We start from the raw sequence: 18,839 nt of genomic DNA, 5'->3' as shown, positions 1-18,839 counted from the left end.
CTATTTTGGACACATCATCTGTAATTTCTCAACAAATTCGTCTGGAGCCTGCGGAGGCTCCAGCACTGGCGGCACTGTGCGGTCAATTCGATGAACATCTAAAGCAAATCGAACAACGCCTAAGTGTGACCATCTCTCACCGCGGTGAACTGTTTGAAATCACTGGCGAAGACAACGAGCGTGTTGCAGCGACCAAGGTGCTACTTGAAAGCATTTACCGTGAAGCCCTAGCGCAAAAAGAAATCACCAAAGAAGCGATCCACCTGTACCTTCAAGAAAGTGCCATCGAGTCCCTTTCCAAAGGCAAAGCGGATAATGGCCAAGTGGTGATCAAGACCCGTAAGGCTTACATCAAACCTAAGGGTAAGAACCAACAAAGTTACGTGCAGCAGATTCGCAAGCACGACATCAACTTTGGTATCGGCCCTGCGGGTACGGGTAAGACCTACCTAGCGGTAGCCTGTGCCGTTGAAGCTCTAGAAGCCGATCGCGTCGAACGCATCATGCTAGTGCGCCCTGCGGTAGAAGCGGGTGAAAAACTGGGCTTCTTACCAGGTGACCTATCACAGAAAATCGACCCTTACTTACGTCCTCTATACGATGCCTTGTACGAAATGTTGGGCTTTGAATTGGTCGACAAGCTGATCGAAAAGAACGTCATCGAAATCGCTCCTTTGGCGTTCATGCGTGGTCGTACGCTGAATAACTCTTTCATCATTTTGGATGAAAGTCAGAACACCACCCGCGAACAGATGAAGATGTTCCTGACCCGTATCGGCTTTGGTTCAACCGCCGTGATCACCGGTGATAAGACCCAGGTCGACTTACCACGCGGCACCAACTCTGGTTTAGCACATGCCATGCATGTACTAGACAACGTAAATGGCATCAGCATGACTCACTTCTCCTCTTCTGACGTGGTGCGTCACCCATTGGTGCAACGTATCGTGGAAGCCTACGACAAGTTTGAAGAAGAAGCGGAAGCTGAGCGCAAAGAAAAAGAAGCGCAACGCCGTGCTGAACGTGAAGCTCAACAAAACGAGCAAGGTCAATAATCGTGGCAGAACTGTTTTTAGATCTTCAAATCGCAACTGAAAGTGAAGCTGGCCTCCCAAGTGAAGCTGACTTCGAAGCTTGGGCACAGGCCGCCTTACCAGACCAAGGTGAGTTTGAGATGACCATCCGTTTGGTGGATGAAGCCGAAAGCCATGAGCTTAATCATGAATACCGTGGTAAGGACAAACCAACCAACGTGTTGTCTTTCCCATTTGAAGTGCCAGAAGGCATTGACCTGCCCTTGCTAGGCGACCTGGTAATTTGTCGTCAGGTGGTTGAGCAAGAAGCAGCAGAACAACAAAAACCCTTACTGCATCATTGGGCACATATGGTTGTACACGGCATATTGCATTTACGCGGTTATGATCATATAAAGGATGATGAAGCAGAGGAAATGGAAGCGTTAGAAACGCAAATTCTGGCGTCGCTTTCCATTCCTGACCCTTATTTTGTTAACGAGTGAGTTTCACCACTATGAGCGAAGACCGATCGGGAAGTTCTAACGATCAACAGAAATCTTGGTTTGAACGATTAGCACAAGCCTTTCATGACGAGCCACGCAACCGTCAAGACATCATTGAACTACTGCAAACAGCGGTAAAATCAGAAGTCATTGACCGCGATGCCTACACCATCGCCGAAGGCGCATTGGAAGTCTCTGAAGTTCAGGCCCGTGACATTATGATTCCACCATCGCAAATGGTGGTGATTAAGTCAGAAGATGATCCTAAAACGTCCATCCGTAAGGTAATTGATTCTTCTCACTCACGTTTCCCTGTTGTCGGGGAAGACTCTGACGAGATTTTAGGCGTCCTACTAGCGAAAGATTTGCTGCCTTTGCTATTCAAAGAAGGTGACATCACCTTAGAAGACATTCTCGACCGTCTGCGTCCAGCAAACTTCATCCCTGAAAGTAAACGTCTGAACGTACTGCTGAATGAGTTCCGTACTAAACGCTATCATATGGCTATTGTTTTGGATGAATATGGCAGTGTCTCGGGTCTTGTGACCATTGAAGATGTCCTAGAGCAGATCGTTGGTGAGATCGAAGACGAAACCGATCGTCTGGAAAACGAAAACATTCAAACGACTACTCAAGAAGGCGTTTACCTAGTGCCGGCATTAGTCTCTGTCGAAGATTTCAACGAATACTTCCATGCGAATATCAGTGAAGAAGAATTCGACACTATCGGCGGTATCATAGTGCAGCAGTTCGGCCACGTACCTTCACGTGGTGAAGAAATCACCTTCGAAAACTTCCATTTTAATGTAGTGAAATCCGACGGACGTCGCGTCAAAACACTACAGGTTTCCAAAGTAAGCGAAGACTCAAGCCTTTAATATGACCTACAACGCCACCTTAACAACGGATGTAACGGGGTGGCGTTTACGCCTCCTACAATCGTTTGCAAACCGCCCCGCTCTGCATTGCCTTGGTTTACTAATCGCAGGCGCATTATCTACCCTGAGCTTTGCCCCCTTTTACATCTGGCCGATTTATATTCTGGCCGCAAGTTACTTAATGCTGGCTTGGCAAGGCGCAAACACCACTAAGCAGTCTTTTGGTTTTGGCTTTAGCTTTGCTCTAGGACTGTTTGGCAGTGGCATTTCTTGGGTCTATGTCAGTATTGCCAACTTTGGCCAAGTCGGCATTGTCATCTCCCTATTGATCACCTTAGGCCTGATTGCCGTTGCCGCCTTGTATTGGGGATTGGCGGGCATCGCCTACAGCAAGCTACGCCAGCACTTGAGCCTAGGCTTTCGCATCCCTTTATTTGTTGTCTTGGTCTTAGTGTTTGAATGGCTAAGAAGCACTTTATTTACCGGCTTCCCTTGGCTACTCCCAGGCTACATTGTCGAGAAAAGTTGGCTGTTTGAAATGTTGCCCATTGGTGGCATTTGGTTTACCAGTGCGTTAGTTGCTCTTACCTCTGCCGTATTTGCTATGACAGTGCTGATGAAGAAAGATTTTCGCTACTTTGCGCTTGCCGCTCTGTTATGGCTAGTTGCTGGTATCTTGAATATCAACACACCGAGCTATGTCACGGAAAAAGAAACCCACAGTGTCACTTTAATCCAAGGTAATGTGGCGCAAGATGTGAAATGGCTTCCGGAAACCGCCGCACCAACGCTGACCTATTATCAGCAAGCGACCTTTGAAAATATCAACAGTGATATTGTAGTCTGGCCAGAAACGGCCATTACCTATGTGCTGCACCAAGTAGAGCCTTATCTAAAGCCTTTTTCTGAAGACTTAGAAAAGCAAGGCACTACGGTCATCACAGGGGTGCCTGTATGGGATAAACAACGCAACAGCTATTTCAACAGCGTTTGGGCCACGGGCAATGGCTTTGGTGTGTATGAGAAACAGAAGCTGGTACCATTTGGTGAATACGTACCGCTCGAAGAGTGGTTTGGTCCTATCTTTGATCTGTTCGGTATGCCCATGTCCCAGTTCCGTAAAGGTCCAGCCAATCAGCCGACGCTGCAAGCAGGTGAACTGAGCATAGCGCCGTTTATTTGTTATGAAGTGGTCTATCCTGATTTGGTGCGCTCAATGGTGCGTGACAGCGATGTGTTACTGACCATTAGTAACGACGGCTGGTTTGGTCACTCGATTGGCCCGTTGCAGCACCTACAAATCGCACAGTTTCGCGCTAAGGAAGCTGGCCGCTATATGATTCGCGCCACCAATACTGGAGTAAGCGCCATTATTGATAGCAATGGCCAGATCGTTAGTGAATTGCCGCAGTTTGTACGCGCCACTTTAACCGGCTCTATCGCTACCGTGGATGGCAACACACCGTATGTAATGAATGGCAACCTAGCCCTTTGGCTATTGCTGGCTTTATTGATCGGTCTTGGCGTATTGCCAAGTTTCACATTATTCAAACGTAAATAACATCTAGTCGTACGACCCGATTCCAATCGGCGATGCAATGCTTTATCGCCATCAGGAGATGGCTCGTACGACCTGATTCCATTGGGGATAAAAGTCTCTTACTCGCCTTGGTAGTACATAACACCGTAATGACAGACTTCACAGGTGTTCAACATGCCGCCTGCGTGGCTGTTTTCATGACCACAGTCCATACAAATATAACGCCCTGCTTGGGCCTCTTTGCCAGCAACCACACATTTCTCTAGCGGTACTGGGTTGTTGTTGGCGTGGTTAATCAACCAAAGCAAGGCAATGTCTTCTTGCTCGTCCAGATCTTCTACCAGCTCTTCGCTCTGATCCATCACTAAATGCCAGTTAGCATCGACCCAAGCTTCCATATAGCCCATTTTGTCGTGCCAATAGGCTTTCATTAGCTCGACATCTTCTAGCAGCCAATCTTTGGCCCCAATTAGGGTTTTCTTGGCTTCTTCCACTAAATCTAGGTCTTGATCAGTATCTTTTTTCATAGATTGTACAACTCCATCGTTATGCGCCTTCTATTGTGCGCCTCATCTATATAAAATAGCGGATATTTCATTTTTCTGTTGGCGAAACTCGCAGCAAAGCGATGTACAGTATTGATTCGCCAAACAAACTTAACGCCTATTACGGGATGATCAAAGCACATGCAAGAACAATATAGTCCGCAGCAGATTGAAACCGCTGCACAAAGCTATTGGGATGAAAACAAAGTATTTAAAGCGGTAGCGGATTCGTCTAAAGAAAAATACTACTGCCTATCCATGTTCCCTTACCCAAGTGGTCGACTCCACATGGGCCATGTGCGTAACTACACCATTGGTGATGTGATCTCTCGCTACCAGCGTATGCTGGGTAAAAACGTAATGCAACCAATGGGTTGGGATGCATTCGGTATGCCAGCAGAAAACGCTGCGATCAAAAACAAAACTGCACCAGCAAAATGGACCGATGAAAACATCGCCTACATGAAAGGCCAGTTGAAAAAACTAGGTTTTGGTTACGACTGGGATCGCGAAATCGCGACCTGTAAACCAGAATACTACAAGTGGGAACAGTGGTTCTTCACGCAACTAGTCGAAAAAGGCCTAGCGTACAAAAAAACCTCTGCCGTGAACTGGTGTCCAGAAGACCAAACCGTTCTTGCTAACGAGCAAGTAGAAGACGGCGGCTGCTGGCGTTGTGGTACACAAGTGGTACGTAAACACATTCCACAATGGTTTATCAAAATCACGGATTACGCAGAAGAGTTGCTTAACGATCTAGACAAACTAGACGGTTGGCCAGAAAAAGTGAAAGCCATGCAACGTAACTGGATCGGTCGTTCTGAAGGCCTAGAATTCAGCTTTGGCGTGGAAGGCAAAGAAGAACGTCTATCGGTTTACACCACTCGTCCAGACACTGTAATGGGTGTCACTTACGTGGCAGTTGCGGCAACACACCCACTTTCTCTAGAAGCGGCTGAGTCTAACGCTGCACTGGCCGACTTCATCGAAGAAAGTAAACACACTTCTACTACGGAAGCAGACCTTGCTACTGTTGAGAAGAAAGGTATGGACACTGGCTTTAAAGCCATTCACCCAGTCACGGGCGAATCTGTACCCGTTTACGCGGCCAACTTTGTATTGATGGATTACGGTTCAGGCGCCGTGATGTCTGTACCAGCTCACGATCAACGCGACTACGAATTTGCTGCGAAATACGGCCTACCCGTTAAGCAAGTGATCCAGCCAGCCGGTGACGAAGCCATTGATCTAGCCAAAGAAGCCTTCACAGAGAAAGGCATTCTTTGCAACTCAGGTCAATTCGACGGTCTAGACTTCACAGCAGCCTTCGATGCCATTGCAGCCTTCATGACTGAAAAAGGCATTGGCGAGCGTAAAGTAAACTACCGCCTACGTGACTGGGGTGTTAGCCGTCAGCGTTACTGGGGCGCGCCAATCCCAACCATTAACCTAGCAGACGGTTCTGTGGTCACAACACCACATGATCAATTACCAGTGGTTCTCCCAACTGATGTTGTCATGGATGGTGTCAACTCACCTATTAAGAACAACCCAGAGTTCTCGGCAACGACTTACAATGGTGAGCCAGCTGAGCGTGAAACAGACACCTTCGACACCTTTATGGAATCGTCTTGGTACTTCGCACGTTACTGCTGCCCTGAGTCTGACGATGCCATGCTAACGGAAGAAGCGAACTACTGGCTTCCAGTTGACCAATACATCGGTGGTGTTGAGCACGCGATCCTACACTTGTTGTACGCGCGTTTCTTCCACAAATTGCTACGTGATGCGGGCCTAGTTAAGTCTGATGAACCATTCACTCGCCTACTAACTCAAGGCATGGTGAATAAAGACGGTACTAAGATGTCGAAATCTAAGGGCAACACGGTTGACCCACAAGAGATGATCGAGAAATACGGTGCCGACACAGTACGTTTGTTCATCATGTTCACTGCGCCACCAGAGCAATCACTAGAATGGAACGATGCCGGTGTAGACGGTGCGTCACGTTTCCTACGTCGCCTATGGTCTTTGGCTTACCGCCACAATAATGCTGGCACACCAGGCAAACTGGACGCAGAAGCATTGAATGGTGATCAAAAAGCGCTGCGCCGTAAAACGCACGAAACCATCAGCAAAGTAAGTGATGACATTGAGCGTCGTCAGACTTTCAACACGGCAATCGCTGCAGTGATGGAACTTTGCAATGAGATCAGCAAGTTTGAAGACAAGTCTGAACTTGGCCTAGCGGTTGAGCGTGAAGCCCTAGAAGCTGCAGTACTATTGCTGTCGCCAATCGTGCCACACATTTCTCACCAACTATGGAGTGAGCTGGGTCACGGCACTGATGTTATCAATGTACCATGGCCACAAGTGGACGAAGCAGCTCTAGTCAAAGACGAGCTAATCATCGTTGTTCAAGTACTAGGTAAGAAACGTGCTGAGATCACAGTATCAGCGAGCGCTGATGACAAAGAAGTGGAAGCTCAAGCACTGGCAAACCCGAATGTTCTAAAATTCATCGAAGGTAAAACAGTCCGTAAAGTGATCGTGGTACCAGGACGTTTGGTCAACATCGTTGCTAACTAAGTGACACAAGGGGTGGCTTAGGCCATCCCTTTTTGTATGGAATTGATATGATTTTGCACGCACGTACTCTTTGGTTTATTCCGGTTCTGATTTTGGCATTATTACTGTCTGCCTGTGGTTTTCAGTTACGCGGCCAAACTCACGTCCCACCACAATTGCAATCCTTGACCTTGGCACTGGGTACTGGCTCCCAGGACTTTGATCGTGATTTACGCATCGCCTTGGCGCAAGCTGGTATTCATATCGTGGAAGGTAAGCCAAGCGAGAACTTGTATGAACTTAAGGTCAATCCTCTGGAAATGGATGACACCGTTATGGCCCGTGCGGCCGACAACGACATTACTCAAGTGGAACGTCGCATCAGCGCCACTTACTTTATTCGTAATGAACAAGGTAAAGCCCTTTGGGGCCCACGCACTATCAGCCTATCCATCATGCTGAATAACCAAGACGCGGAACAAAGCCTTAAATCCGCTTACAATGCGGAACAAATGCAACGTGCCAGTAGTCAGCTTGCGGACGAATTAGTCTACGACCTGAACTACGCATCGTTCTAATCATGAAAATCCGTCCCGATCAGCTAACGCAGTCCTTAGAGAAAGGACTGCAACCCATCTATATTGTTTCCGGCGATGAAGTACTTCTGTGCCAAGAAGCTTGTGACAGTGTCCGCCGCTTTGCCATGCAACAAGGCCTAGATGAGCGCTTACGCTTTGTCGCCGATGCTCAGTTTGATTGGCAAGAAGTGATCAATGAAATGCAGGCCTTATCTCTGTTTTCGTCGCGTCGTTTGTTTGATATCCAAATCGATAAATTGGGCGAAAAGCACAGTAAAGCCCTCGCACAAGTCGTGCAATTACTAAGCCTAGATAATGTGGTGTTGCTGTCATTACCGAAAGTAGATGCCAAAACACAAAAAGCAAAATGGTTCAGTGCCCTCGAGCAAGCTGGCGCGTTTGTACAAGTCTGGCCAATTGAGAGCAATCGTCTACCCGCTTGGGTACAACAACGAGCCAAATCGTTAAACCTGACCTTATCACGTGAAGCAGCGGCGATTATGTGCGAACGGGGTGAAGGTAACCTACTTGCCCTGTCACAAGAACTGGAAAAACTGCTGCTCAGTCATGGCCCAGGTGCACAGCTGGACGAACAAACCATCGCTGAAAGTGTGGCCGATTCTAGCCGCTACTCCATTTACGATTTAAGCAATCGCCTGTTAACCGGCAAGCTTAAAGACGCCCTACACTGCTTGAGCCAACTTCGTGCCGAAGGGGTCGAAGACAGCATCATGTTGTGGCTGTACAACCGAGAACTGACTTCTTTAGTTCAGCTAAGCCAGTTAGCTCAACGCCAAGGCCTGCGCCAAGCTTGCCAGCAACTGCGTATTTGGGATAAACGCATTCCTATTTACGAAAGTGCTTACCAGCGTTTACCACTAAATAGTTTGGCATACATGCAGCGCTACATTGCCTTGCTAGATCAGAGCATTAAAGGGCTTGATGGCCCAGATATTGAGCTAGGCTTTCGTAACCTCACTCTGATGTTCTGTGGTATCAAACCGGTTACAACCGAGTTAGATTTCGCTTAACCAAGCCCCATATTTGATTCGTATCAAAAAGCCACCTAAGTTTACACAAAGCTTATAGGTTTAGCTTTTCGTGACTCGTACACTGAAATAAAAGTTTTACTTATATCAGGATGAGCAAATATGGCTTGGTTTAAACGCACTTCACTAGTTGAGCAGCAAACATCGAACAACGAGTTCTCCAATTTAGTCCAGATTTCTTCACACCAAATCAGTCATGAAGCCCTGGCTCCTTTAGCGTTTAAAAGCGCCCAAACTCAATTAATCATTGCTTACATTTCGCCACATATTAATTTTGAGTCTACTGTAAACAAAATAAAGTCTGCTGCCCCCTTCTGCTCAAAAATCGTCGGCGTCATGACCGCGGGCGAGCTGAATAGCTGCAAAGCGAATATGTATCAGGCCGCTGACAGCAGCTGGGACAACATTGTGCTACAAAGCTTTAGCAGTGACCTGTTTGAAAGCGTGAGTATTCATTCGGTACCTTTACACTGTGAAGACCTTCGCTCCGGCAATATTAAACTTTCCAAAGAGCAGCGCATTAAAGCCATTCAAAATGAACTGACTAAAGTAAAACTGCCTTTTCCAGTTCATTTCAATAACACCATCGCACTGACCTTTATTGATGGTTTATCCTCATCCGAAAACTTTTTCATGCAAGCCATGTATGCCACGGATGAGTTTCCATGCCACTTTTTAGGCGGCTCTGCTGGGGGTAAATTAGACTTCCAACAAGCCCTAGTTCACGATGGCAGCAAAGTTGCCCATAATTGTGCCGTCATTGCTTTTGTAAAAATGAAAGAAGACGCTCGCTTTGGTATTTTAAAAACCCACAACTTTGAAAGCACCAATGAAGCCTTTGTCATTGCCGAAGCGGATGCCATGCGCCGTAATGTACGCAGCATCATCAGTAAACAGACTGGGCAGTTAGTCAATATTGTCGATCATCTCAGCCGTTACTTTCACTGCCAGCCCCACGAACTCGAAAGCAAATTAGTGGGCCACACCTTTGCCGTTAAAATTCGTGGCGAACTCTTTATCCGCTCCGTGGCAGCCATCGATACCAACGAAGGCTTAATCCATTTCTTCTGCGACTTGGATTTCGGTGACGAATTGATTTTAGTGAAATCCAAGGACTTTGCAGGCTCCACTGAACGTGCGTTCCAAGATTTTATGCGCGATAAGCCTTCAGCACCGGTTGCCATGATCGCGAACGACTGTATTTTACGTCGTTTAAATAACCCAAAAGAGCTCAATAAGATCACCAGTTTTAAAGACATTAAGGCCGCAGGCTACTCAACCTTCGGTGAGATTTTGGGCATTCATATGAACCAGACGCTAACCAGCTTGTTCTTCTTTAAAGTGGCAAAAGGACAAAGCTTTAAAGATTATTTCGTCGACAAGTTTCCTGTGCATTACGCAAATTTTCGCGAGTACTTCCTGCTCACTCAGCTGAACAGCAGTCAACAGCTGAATAAGCTTCAAGATAATTTAATCAATCACCTCTCTGAATACCGTCCTCTTTTACAGGAAGTGACCGGCAGTTTTGAGCGTGTCACTAACTATTCGGGATCGACTCAAGCGGTGGTTTCAGGGGTGACTTCTGAGTTTTCGAGTTTTAGCCAAGCCATTCATGCTCAAGAGAAAGATAGAGCCGAAATGGTCGCCAATGTAAAAGAACTGAAACAAAATGCCGATCGCGTACTGAGTATTTTGAAAGTGATTTCCGGCATTGCCGATCAAACCAACTTACTGGCTTTAAACGCAGCTATTGAAGCCGCTCGTGCAGGCGAAGCTGGTCGCGGCTTTGCCGTGGTTGCAGACGAAGTACGTCAGTTATCGCAAAATACGCAACAGAGCTTAAATCAAACTGGAGAAACCATTCACGCGGTCGACGCATCGGTGGGTTCGATCGAGAAAAGCATTGAGAAAATTGATGCCTTTATGAGCCATTTATTAGACAGCACCTCGACGTTGTCCGCTCAGATCAGTAGTTTGAGTGATACCTCTGCGATGGCCAGCCAAGATGTTCAAAGTAGCATCGCCTCAATTCAGAGCATGAGTGATCGTGTAGAAGAAATTAACAGTGAAGTAGATATGATTGAACGCTTAAAAGCGAATAACAATCTGTCCATCTAAGCGTTGCAGGTGAAATAAAAAAGGGAAGTTAAAAGGCTTCCCTTTTTAGCTACTGAACACATAGACAAATGAAGCAAATGCTATAACTCGCGCTCAGACTCACTACTGTACACCTGGATCAAGTTATCACCGTCCCAAGACTCCACTCGCACATCGAAGCCCCATAGGCGCTTAAAATGTTTCACCACTTCAACGGTGTCGTCATTCAAAGGACGTCCACTGTCCATGGTATGCTTCAAAATCAAGCTACGATCACCATATAAGTTGACCCTTTGTACTTGGATATTCGGCTCACGATAACTTAAGTTGTATTGCTGAGCGAGACGCTGACGTAAGCCTTGGAAGCCGCTGTCATCATGGATTTCTTTGATTTCCACGTAAGGTTCTAGGACATCGTTTTCAATACCAAAGAAACGAAAATCCCGCATTACCTTGGGCGATAGGAACTGCAAAATAAAGCTCTCATCTTTAAAGTTACGCATGGCAAAATCGAGCACTTCCACCCAAGGTTTGCCAACAATATCAGGAAACCATTCACGGTCTTCGTCGGTTGGGTTTTCACACATCCGCTTAATGTCGGAATAGATCGCAAACCCTAACGCATAGGGGTTAATTCCTGAATAGTAAGGGGTATCAAAACCTGGCTGATAGACCACATTGGTATGTGACTGCAAAAACTCCAAGATAAAGCCTTCGTCCACTTTACCTCGGTTATACAGTTCATTCATCAGGGTGTAATGCCAGAATGACGCCCAACCTTCGTTCATCACTTGAGTCTGACGCTGAGGATAAAAATACTGCGCCATCTTACGCACAATGCGAATGATTTCTCGTTGCCAAGGTTTTAGCAAAGGCGCATTTTTCTCAAGAAAGTAAAGTAAGTTTTCTTGCGGCTCGCTCGGGAAAATTCGCTCCTTTTTCTTCTCGACTTCGGCATGATCCATTACCGGTATGGTACGCCACAAGTCATTTACCTGCTGTTGCAGCACTTGCTCGCGTTCATCTTGGCGGGCTTTTTCTTCAGTCATTGAAATGGGCACAGGACGCTTATAACGATCCACCCCAAAGTTCATTAACGCATGGCAGGAGTCGATGGTATTTTCAACTTCCTCAATGCCGTATTTCTCTTCACAATCGAGGATGTATTTCTTTGCGAACACCAAATAATCAATAATGGCCGTCGCATCGGTCCAAGTACGGAACAGGTAGTTACCCTTAAAGAAAGAGTTATGACCGTAGCAAGCATGGGCAATAACCAACGCCTGCATCATCATATTGTTCTCTTCCATCAAGTAAGCAATACATGGCGAAGAGTTAATCACAATCTCGTAGGCTAGCCCCATACGACCGCGCTTGTAATTCTGCTCCACCTCTAAAAATTGCTTACCATAAGACCAATGATGGTAACCCAAAGGCATACCGACCGAGGCGTAGGCGTCCATCATTTGCTCAGAGCTAATAATTTCAATTTGGTTCGGATAGGTATCTAAACCGAATTCAGCGGCGATCTTACCGATCTCTTCGTCGTACTTTTGAATAAGGTCAAATGTCCAATCCGGACCATGAGACAGATAGTCGGTTTTCTTGCTAATTACTCGACTCATGTGGCCTCCTTTGGAATAAATCTCGGAATACTGGATAAATATCTCCGACTTCCACTATATGACGCATGGCAAAACTTTTAGGATGATTGGCCTGAACTTGCTCATAGGCGTGCCACAAACTCTGGTGGTCCCGCGGCGTGATTTCTATGTAGGTAAAATACTGCACCAAATCGACCAACTCTTCTTCCATCAACTTACGACAGATACGAGAATCATCATCCCAGTTATCTCCATCTGACGCCTGTGCGGCGTAAATGTTCCACTGATCTGGGGAATAGCGATCTTTGACGATCTTTTCCATCAGTTTCAAGGCACTGGACACTATGGTTCCGCCCGTTTCTCGAGAATAGAAAAACTCCTCTTCGGTCACCTCTTTGGCACTAGTGTGGTGGCGAATAAACACCACATCGATCTTTTCATAATTTCGATTTAAGAACAGATATAAAAGAATGAAAAATCGCTTCGCCACATTCTTAGTTTCTTGTGTCATAGAGCCAGATACGTCCATAATGCAAAACATCACTGCTTTACTACTGGGACGAGGTTCTTTGACATGATGGTTATAGCGCAGATCATAGGTGTCTAAGAAAGGGGTGCGCTCAATTTTCTGCTTCAGCAATTCAATTTGCTCGTCTAACCAAGCCAATTTCGCCTTATCTTCAGGGGTTGCCGAACCGTCTGCTAAAATGGCATCCCGCTCAGCTTCCGCCTCCGCGAGCTTCTTTCGCGAACCACTGCTCATCACCATGCGACGCGCATAAGCATTGCGCATCGAGCGCACGATATTCAATTTAGAAGGGGTACCTTCTGATACGATCCCTGCATGTTTAAGGTTAAATTCTTTGATTTCTTTGAGATCTTTGCGCACCAGATTCGGTAAAGCTAAGTCCTCAAACACAAAATCTAAGAACTCTTCTTGGGAGATTTGGAAGACAAAATCGTCTTCCCCTTCCCCTTGATTGGACGCATTGCCCTGACCAGAGCCTTGGCCACCGCCACCATCCGGCTTAGGAACTCTATCGCCGGTGGTGAATTCCTTGTTACCGGGATGAACGACTGAACCAATTCCGCCTTTACCATGGCCAAAGTTCGGTTCATGGATATCACGTTTAGGGATCGTGATTTGCTCACCACGATCCAGATCTTGAATACTGCGTTTGTTGACCGCTTCTTCGACAGCTTTACGAATATGCTCTCGATAGCGGCGTAAAAAACGCTGACGGTTGACGCTACTCTTGTGCTTCCCATTCAGGCGGCGGTCAATTATGTAAGACATGCTCGCACCTCCTCTCTCAACCTATTTAGGTAACTGCTTAACTTCTACCTACTGGGATTTACGCACACGTAGATACCATTCTGACAATAAGCGCACTTGTTTTTCAGTATAGCCGCGCTCAACCATTCGTTTCACAAACTCGTTATGTTTACGCTGATCTTCTTTAGAAGATTTCGCACTGAAGGAAATAACCGGTAGTAAATCTTCGGTGTTAGAGAACATTTTACGCTCAATCACCACACGCAATTTCTCATAGCTTAACCAACTAGGGTTGGAGCCATTGTTGTTCGCTCGAGCACGTAACACAAAGTTCACCACTTCATTACGGAAGTCTTTTGGATTACTAATGCCCGCTGGTTTCTCGATTTTCTCCAGCTCATCATTAATCGCTGAGCGGTTTAGAATGTCGCCCGTTTCTGGATCTCGATACTCTTGATCCTGAATCCAGAAATCCGCATAGGTAACATAACGATCAAAAATATTCTGACCGTACTCGGAGTAAGACTCTAAGTAAGCGGTTTGAATCTCTTTACCAATAAACTCCACATAACGTGGCGCAATGAACTCTTTCAGTGCTCGCAAGTAGCGGTCATGACGTTCTTGATCGAACTGCTCTTGTTCAATCTGCTGCTCTAGTACATACATAAGGTGCACAGGGTTAGCCGCCACTTCGGTTGGATCAAAGTTGAACACGCGCGATAAAATTTTGAAGGCAAAACGGGTTGATAGACCGTCCATCCCCTCGTTCACCCCAGCCGCATCCTTGTACTCTTGTAGCGACTTCGCCTTAGGATCAATATCTTTCAGTGATTCACCATCATAGATACGCATTTTTGAGAAGATGCTAGAGTTTTCTGGCTCTTTAATACGTGACAACACTGAGAACTGCGCCAACATTTTCAATGTGTCTGGAGCACAAGGAGAATGATTCAACGAAGAGTTTTCAAGCAGCTTTTGGTAGATGCTCATTTCCTCTGTGACACGAAGACAGTAAGGCACTTTCACTGTGTAAACACGGTCAATAAAGGCTTCGTTAGTCTTATTGTTTTTAAAAGACTGCCATTCGGATTCGTTAGAGTGGGCCAAAATAATTCCGTCAAATGGGATACCACCTAGGCCTTCAGTACCGTTGTAGTTACCTTCTTGGGTGGCGGTCAATAATGGGTGTAACACCTTAATCGGCGCTTTAAACATCTCCACAAATTCCATCAAACCGCGGTTACCACGGCACAGACCACCAGAGTAACTGTAAGCGTCGGCATCGTTCTGTTCAAAGTACTCCAATTTGCGAATATCAACCTTACCGACTAATGCTGAAATATCTTGGTTGTTTTCATCGCCCGGTTCCGTTTTTGAGATGGCGATCTGTTTGATCGCCGATGGGTAGACCTTGACCACACGGAACTGCTGAATATCACCGTTGTATTCTTTAAGGCGTTTAGCCGCCCATGGGGACATCACACCTTTTAGGTAACGTCTCGGGATACCGTACTCTTCGGCAAGTATGTCTCCATCTTCATTGACGTCAAATAAGGACAATGGTGACTCGAACACAGGTGAGCCTTTGATGGCATAGAAAGGCACGGTTTGCATCAACTCTTTCAGTTTTTCCGCCAAAGAAGACTTACCGCCGCCGACCGGACCTAGCAGGTACAGCACCTGTTTCGATTCCTCGAGACCTTGAGCAGCATGGGTTAAGAAGGACACGATGCGCTCGATCGCCTCTTCCATGCCGTAGAAATGCTCAAACGTTGCATAACGTTTGATGACTTTATTAGAAAAGATACGGCTACTTCGTGAGTCTTTGGACGTATCGACGACTTCTGGCTCACCAATCGCCATCAACAAGCGCTCTGAGGCAGAAGCGTAAGCTGAAGGGTCTTCTTTACAAAGGCTTAGGTACTCGTCGAGTGACATTTCTTCTTCTTTTTGAGCATCAAAACGAGATTGAACATGATCAAAAATACTCATCGCGGTATCCCCTTATATACAGTCTATGGGCACGCACAAGTCGCAACGGCCACCCTGGATGTCAACCAGACGTTCTGGTCATTAAGCAGTAAAAAGTCATAGAAGATTATTAAGGTGTAGCATAGTCTGGCGACTACTCAAGTAAGAATGAGCAGGTTTTACAAAAATAAATCTTTGCTAAAACAAAGTGATAAAAGTTTAACTGACTGATAATTAAACAATTCAAATGGGGATTTTTGAAAAAAGGATTTTCAGCCAAAAGCAAGGCATCGCAAAGTGCTTGCGCTCACCTTAAGTCCGTAAAAATCTATTGTTAGACGAGAATCGGCCTTTCCCAGCACGGGATGTTTATAGTAATTTAATTACATCAATGCGGCTTTTTGGACGACTAGTGCCGCCCCTGAATCGATGTCTCTGGGAATAATTTTTGCATCCACTACTAGACGTCACCACGCACATCAAGTGCTGCTGTCATTCACACTGTCATAATTTTAGATCAGTATGAATAACGATTTTTTTAACGCCAACACTCGTCATCAAGGTGGTTTAATGGATTTATCGAACTATGTGAGCGCACTTCCTTTTATGGATAAAGCCTCAAAGCAGGTCATTCAAACCCTTAATGAGCTTGCCCAGATCAAGGAACTTAGTGCTGGTGAAATGCTGGCGCAACAATTTGAAGTCGGTCACTCGCTGTATATTTTAATTTCCGGTGAAGTCTCTATTTCTATCCCATTACAAGAGTCAGGCAAGTCCTATCATGTGGGGCTTATTAATCGTCAATATACTCCGATTGGCTGGTCAGCTTTTCGCCAGACCTCGCGCTATGCCACCAGTTTTCAAGCCACCAAAACTACCGAGTTAATAAGCTGGCCAATCACAGAATTACAAAAACTCCTCGATGACGATGTCGAGTTTGCCGAGCATTTTCTAGCCTTTGTCTATCGAGAATCTTTACCGGTCCTCACGGGCATCCAGAACCAGACACGCCCTTTCTTTGCTAACGAGTCATTAGCGTTCGAAGAAACACGTCCACTCATTGAGCCTGAGCTGCAAAAACAATCCATAAAGCAATCGGTAGCACTCTTAGCAAATACGGCTTTCTGTGAAGGCTTCACCCAAAACGAGATGCATGCCATGGGCAAGCATGCACATATTATTTTGGCGCATCAAGGGGACATTCTATCGCAGCAGGATCAACCCGAAGATGGTTTGTATTTCTTAGTAAAAGGTAAAGCGGTGGTCAGTTATCAAACTGAGGCGGGCGAAATCATTACCACACGCACCATTTCTCGATCTGGTACTGTGCTGGCTTGGTGCACCAATGGCGTTTCGCAACGTAATCGCTCCACCATCATCAGCTCCCGTGATACTACTGTGCTCTTTATCTCACGGGATGACTTATTGTCTTTGTTTGAAGAGATGCCTAAGTTCGCCATCAAATATTGGTACCGCTTAATTTGGCTGGTGGGCACCCACCTGGTGTCGGCTCGCATGCGTTATCTATCTCAAATCGCCAGCGATGAAGTACTGGCAGTAAACAGCATGATCGAGCAAAACGCAGCCGTCTTGCCCGTCAGCTCACCGTTGTACAAGGTAGGCGCTTTACTAAAAAATGCCGTGACCACCGATGAAGCCTTTGGTGTTTTATACCGCAGCTTGCACTATGGTACTCGTCTGGAGCGCACCATCTCGGGGATGAGCTTAGATATTCTCAAAGACCTGCAACGTGAAAATGCCTTCTATCGCAAGCTGGCACATATATACGATGCGGTCAGCACTCTGCCCACGGAACTCAATTCCACTGATGTTCGACGTTTCGCTACCGAGCAATTTACGCAAGCTTTCAAACAGGTGCCCTACATCATCAAGGGCATGGAGAACCTACCGAAGAAGCAAGGCTGTTTGTTTATTTACAATCACCTCCTTGGCTCGTCTAGTAACCAACTTGCCAATGGTTTCCGCTTCTCTTTGGATGCCCAATTTATTAGCTCGATGATCATTTACAAGCAATACGGGATTGCAGCACAACGTGTGGTGCGCCGTAGTAAAAAATTCGAGTTCTGGCGAGATGCCTATTATGAGCGCTTCGGAAATATTTTTGTCGATAGCTGGAGCGCGCTACAAGCGGGCACGGAAGCTCATGAAAAGTTCTTAAAAGATGGTCAAGCAACGTTACGTGCCGATATGCCGCTGATCATTTCGCCAGAAGGGAAAAGTTTCGCTACCAATGAATCACCTGGAGAGTTGCTGCCCTACGTCTTTGAGCTTGCAGGATCATTAAAAGGACCCGACGAACCTTGGATCGTACCGATTGCGGTGGCGAATTTTGATAAACGCGCCGATCACAATATCTATACTGCGGTAATCAAACCAGCGTTCCGCATTTCTGATCGTGTTGACATCGAAGATCCTGAAGCTGTAGCAAAATTCTTAATGGAATACCAAGAGGAATTCCGCCAGACCGTAAAAGAAGCCGAAGAGCTGGCGCAAGAAATTAAGAAATACCCTGTACTCAGTCGACGCCAAGGCTGTATTTCCAACGTTCGTAGCGTGAACCAGATCGACGTCGAATTTGAATCCGATGTACGTGAGCTGGAGTTCCGCCAAGCCTACCGTCGCTTTGACAATCGTCCGGTCGCCTTTTATGGCAGCTCTACGATCAAAAATTGGGCCGATTACGAGGCGCCATTTGATAGCAAAGACACCGTCAACCTAGGCTTTAACGGTGCTACCATCGACGCCTGCGTGTATTACTTCGAGCGAATTGTCTTACCCTACAAGCCGCGCTCACTGGTGCTCTATGCGGGTGATAACGACATTGGTAACAAGCACAGCAGTAATAAGGTCATCGACCGTTATGTGAGTCTGCTGGAAAAAGTTGACCGTCATTTGCCTGGTATCCCAGTGACGATTTTAGGCGTCAAGTTGAGCCCTACTCGCCAGAGCATGCGCAATACCGTGGACAGCACTAATAAGATGCTGCAACAGCTGGCGCGAACTCGCCCAAATACTATCTTCGTCGATAGTAACGAGATCCTGTCGGATAAACAGGGCAACGTCGATGAGAGCTTCTTTGAAGACGATCGTTTGCACTTAAATGAAAAAGGCTATCAAAAGCTTGGCGACACCTTATCTAAATACACCGATCACATCTATACCCAGCACTGACTGTTGATCATTCATAAAAAAG

At 46.3% G+C, this 18,839-nt stretch carries 13 protein-coding genes; 9 read left to right on the top strand and 4 right to left on the bottom strand.

The features are described 5' to 3' along the window. The first annotated feature begins 5 nt into the window (after positions 1 to 5). The 4 genes from ACOSVP_RS09835 to lnt are packed head-to-tail and all read left to right on the top strand — an operon-like array spanning position 6 to position 3,958. Positions 6 to 1,055, top strand: coding sequence for a PhoH family protein (locus ACOSVP_RS09835; protein WP_487347319.1), 1,050 nt, complete (start codon positions 6 to 8; stop codon positions 1,053 to 1,055). 2 nt (positions 1,056 to 1,057) lie between these two features. Continuing rightward, positions 1,058 to 1,519, top strand: a complete 462-nt coding sequence (ybeY, locus tag ACOSVP_RS09830) for an rRNA maturation RNase YbeY (protein ID WP_487347318.1) — start codon at positions 1,058 to 1,060, stop codon at positions 1,517 to 1,519. An 11-nt stretch (positions 1,520 to 1,530) separates the two neighbouring features. After that, the gene (locus ACOSVP_RS09825) at positions 1,531 to 2,397 is read left to right on the top strand and encodes a CorC family transporter (protein WP_487347317.1); all 867 of its coding nucleotides are present in this window, start codon (positions 1,531 to 1,533) and stop codon (positions 2,395 to 2,397) included. A gap of 1 nt (position 2,398) precedes the next feature. Beyond that, entirely contained in the window at positions 2,399 to 3,958 is a 1,560-nt protein-coding gene (gene lnt / locus ACOSVP_RS09820; protein ID WP_487347316.1) for an apolipoprotein N-acyltransferase, read from the top strand. Between the two features lie 98 nt (positions 3,959 to 4,056). Here lnt and ACOSVP_RS09815 read toward each other — a convergent pair whose 3' ends face one another. Then, the gene (locus ACOSVP_RS09815) at positions 4,057 to 4,464 is read right to left on the bottom strand and encodes a hypothetical protein (protein WP_487347315.1); all 408 of its coding nucleotides are present in this window, start codon (positions 4,462 to 4,464) and stop codon (positions 4,057 to 4,059) included. A 159-nt stretch (positions 4,465 to 4,623) separates the two neighbouring features. On the opposite strand from ACOSVP_RS09815, the gene leuS reads away from it, so the two are divergent. The 4 genes from leuS to ACOSVP_RS09795 all read left to right on the top strand — a co-directional run bounded on the left by leuS (position 4,624) and on the right by ACOSVP_RS09795 (position 10,795). Further along, positions 4,624 to 7,071, top strand: a complete 2,448-nt coding sequence (gene leuS, locus ACOSVP_RS09810; protein WP_487347314.1) for a leucine--tRNA ligase — start codon at positions 4,624 to 4,626, stop codon at positions 7,069 to 7,071. Positions 7,072 to 7,118: 47 nt separating this feature from the next. Beyond that, positions 7,119 to 7,628: an LPS-assembly lipoprotein LptE gene (locus ACOSVP_RS09805; RefSeq protein WP_487347313.1), complete on the top strand. Its 510-nt coding sequence runs from the start codon at positions 7,119 to 7,121 to the stop codon at positions 7,626 to 7,628. Between the two features lie 2 nt (positions 7,629 to 7,630). Beyond that, positions 7,631 to 8,659: a DNA polymerase III subunit delta gene (gene holA, locus ACOSVP_RS09800; protein ID WP_487347312.1), complete on the top strand. Its 1,029-nt coding sequence runs from the start codon at positions 7,631 to 7,633 to the stop codon at positions 8,657 to 8,659. A 120-nt stretch (positions 8,660 to 8,779) separates the two neighbouring features. Beyond that, the gene (locus ACOSVP_RS09795; protein ID WP_487347311.1) at positions 8,780 to 10,795 is read left to right on the top strand and encodes a methyl-accepting chemotaxis protein; all 2,016 of its coding nucleotides are present in this window, start codon (positions 8,780 to 8,782) and stop codon (positions 10,793 to 10,795) included. Between the two features lie 80 nt (positions 10,796 to 10,875). Here the strand turns inward: ACOSVP_RS09795 and ACOSVP_RS09790 are convergent, their stop codons facing one another. From ACOSVP_RS09790 to ACOSVP_RS09780, 3 genes are read right to left on the bottom strand one after another with little or no spacing between them, the layout of a single operon-like run. Beyond that, positions 10,876 to 12,399: a SpoVR family protein gene (locus ACOSVP_RS09790; RefSeq protein WP_487347310.1), complete on the bottom strand. Its 1,524-nt coding sequence runs from the start codon at positions 12,397 to 12,399 to the stop codon at positions 10,876 to 10,878. Next, the gene (locus ACOSVP_RS09785; protein WP_487347309.1) at positions 12,383 to 13,675 is read right to left on the bottom strand and encodes a YeaH/YhbH family protein; all 1,293 of its coding nucleotides are present in this window, start codon (positions 13,673 to 13,675) and stop codon (positions 12,383 to 12,385) included. Before ACOSVP_RS09785 ends, ACOSVP_RS09790 begins: the two co-directional genes overlap by 17 nt. A gap of 48 nt (positions 13,676 to 13,723) precedes the next feature. Continuing rightward, positions 13,724 to 15,646 carry a PrkA family serine protein kinase gene (locus ACOSVP_RS09780; RefSeq protein ID WP_487347308.1) on the bottom strand — a complete coding sequence of 641 codons (1,923 nt, stop codon included), beginning with the start codon at positions 15,644 to 15,646 and terminating at the stop codon, positions 13,724 to 13,726. Positions 15,647 to 16,147: 501 nt separating this feature from the next. On the opposite strand from ACOSVP_RS09780, the gene ACOSVP_RS09775 reads away from it, so the two are divergent. Then, entirely contained in the window at positions 16,148 to 18,817 is a 2,670-nt protein-coding gene (locus ACOSVP_RS09775) for a cyclic nucleotide-binding domain-containing protein (RefSeq protein ID WP_487347307.1), read from the top strand. Positions 18,818 to 18,839: the final 22 nt, after the last annotated feature.

Source organism: Marinomonas sp. HM11-D (assembly GCF_057626615.1).
The sequence above is the reverse complement of the archived record's forward strand: the minus strand, read 5'-3'. Positions and strand labels throughout refer to the sequence as shown.